The organism is Collinsella sp. LCP19S3_H3 (genome assembly GCF_052119145.1).
In the GTDB taxonomy this organism is placed as follows: Bacteria; Actinomycetota; Coriobacteriia; order Coriobacteriales; family Coriobacteriaceae; genus Collinsella.
In genome coordinates this window covers 1-2262 of sequence record NZ_JBQKFW010000028.1, presented here as the reverse complement: position 1 = coordinate 2262, position 2262 = coordinate 1, and the positions used below count along the sequence as shown (strand labels likewise).

The window sequence follows — 2262 nt, the reverse complement described above, 5'->3', positions numbered from 1 at the left end:
TGTTAATGCCAATATAAAAAGGGCCAGTTACACCAACGTAAAAATCCAATAGCACCAAGATAGATGTGCCAACAGCGCCAACGCATTTTGCCCAACCGCGCCAACGAAGGTACCCTCCCCTCGAGTAACCTTTCGAGAGGAGGACGATATGGAAAGGAACGTTATGGGCGAGTTGAGCATGTACAGGCAATCCGGCACCAAGCCCAACTTCAGCGAGATCGGCCGCAGGCACGGGATGAGCCGCAAGACCGTGGCCAAATACTGGCGAGCGGGCGGCGACCTCGACGACGGCAGGGCGTCGAGGGGCAGCGGCTTCGACCCGTTCCGGGAGGTGATAGAGGCAAAAGCCGAGCTTCCCGGCATCACGAAGAAGGCCGTCCACGAGTTCCTGCTGCACAGGCACCCGGACGCCCGCCTGCCGGGGTACAACGCCTTCACCGAGTACTGCAGGAAGAACGGCATCGCGTTCGGCGCGCTGCGCGCACCGGACGCGCACCCCCGCTTCGAGACCCCTCCGGGCCGCCAGATGCAGTTCGACTGGAAGGAGGGCATCACCATGGTGGACGCCAACGGCGAGGTCTTCGAGTTCAACGTGTTCTCCGCGACCCTGGGGTACTCGAGGCTCCACAAGTTCACCTACTCGGCCACCCGGACCACGGACGACCTGCTGGCCTGCCTGTTGGGCGCGTTCAAGTTCATGGGCGGCGTGCCGCAGGAGTGCCTCACCGACAACATGTCGTCGCTGGTCAACATGTCCACGGGCCGGCGCGTCAGGAACGAGAGGGCGTGGCGGTTCGCCAAGGAGGCCGGCTTCGACCTGCAGCTGTGCCGGGCGGGCGCCCCCCAGACCAAGGGGAAGGACGAGTCCGCCAACCGCTTCCTGAACAGGCTCTCGGCCTACGATCGCGACTTCGTGGGCCTGGACGGGCTGCTGGCGGCCATCGCGCGCATCGAGGCCAGGAGCAACTCGGAGCCCAACGACACGACGGGGCTGCCGCCCTCGGCGCTATTCATGCGGGAGAAGGAGTTCCTGCAGCCGATAGGCAACGCGACCCTGCTGGAATCGATGGTCGGCGACGTCTCTGATCAGGTGGTGCCGCCGACGATGCTCGTCAGGGCCGCCGGCAGGCAGTGGTCGGTGCCCCGCAGGTGCATCGGGAGGAAGGCCAGGGTGGTGACGATGCCGGGCGGGCAGATCCGCATCACCGTGGCGGGCGAGCTGGTCGCGGTCCACGACGCGGCGCAGGGCGCCAGCAAGATCAATTATACAGAAGAGCACTACGTGGAGGCCATGGCGGATAAGGCCTGGGCGGCCGACGAGGACATACGCGAGCAGGCGCGGGCGAACCTGGAGCTGCTCGGGCGGATGGGAGGAAAGTGATGGCGGATCCCGCGATCGAGGCCAGCCCCTACGTGAGGGCACAGAACAACCTGGGGACGCTGGGGCTGCACGAGATGTCGGCGCTTTTGCCCGACTACATGCGGATGGTGTCGGAGGGCGATGCGGACTTCTGCTCCGCGGTGGCGCAGATGACGCAGGTCGAGGTGGAGGCCAGGACGCAGAGGATCACGAGGCTGCGGATACGCTCGTCGGGGTTCCCGTGCGTGAAGACGCTGGCGGACTTCGACTGGTCCTTCCAGCCCTCCGTGCCCAGGCCCCTGGTTGAGGAGCTGGCGACGCTGAGGTTCGTGGACAGGGCCGAGAACGTGCTGCTGGTGGGCAGCCCCGGCGTGGGCAAGACCCACCTCGCCACCGCGATCGGCATAGAGGCCGTGAAGGCCGGCAAGGAGGTGAGGTTCATAGACTGCGCCAGGCTCGTGGACGACCTGAAGGACGCCCAGTCCAGGGGGATACTCAAGAAGAGGCTGAAGTACTACGCCCACTCGAAGCTGCTCATCATCGACGAGCTGGGCTACCTGGACATCGACGAGGGCGGCGCCGACCTGCTGTTCCAGCTGGTGAGCACCCGCTACGAGCAGCGGTCCACGATCATCACCACCAACGTTGGCATAACGGGATGGGCGAAGGTGTTCGGCGACGAGGTGGCCGCCAGCGCCATCGCCGACAGGATCTGCCACCACTGCCACGTCATCAAGATAACCGGCCGCTCCTACAGGCTCAAGGACGTGCCGACGGAAAGGAAGATGAAAGAAGAATAGCCAGAATTGGGCAATTTGCATTGGTGCGGCTGGACATCGTGAGCTGGCGCGATGGGGCAAAAATAATTGGCGCGATTGGGCAAAAATACATTGACGTTAACA

The 2262-nt window shown here is 64.1% G+C and carries 2 protein-coding genes; both read left to right on the top strand.

Annotated features, from left to right (window positions below; translation table 11 throughout):
* Positions 1-148: 148 nt before the first annotated feature.
* Positions 149-1381 carry an IS21 family transposase gene (gene istA / locus ACTQZF_RS09110; protein WP_441016562.1) on the top strand — a complete coding sequence of 411 codons (1233 nt, stop codon included), beginning with the start codon at positions 149-151 and terminating at the stop codon, positions 1379-1381.
* A complete protein-coding gene (gene istB, locus ACTQZF_RS09105) occupies positions 1381-2160 on the top strand; it encodes an IS21-like element helper ATPase IstB (protein ID WP_441016565.1) in 780 nt (259 codons plus the stop codon). The genes istA and istB overlap by 1 nt, the downstream gene beginning before the upstream one ends.
* Positions 2161-2262 lie beyond the last annotated feature (102 nt).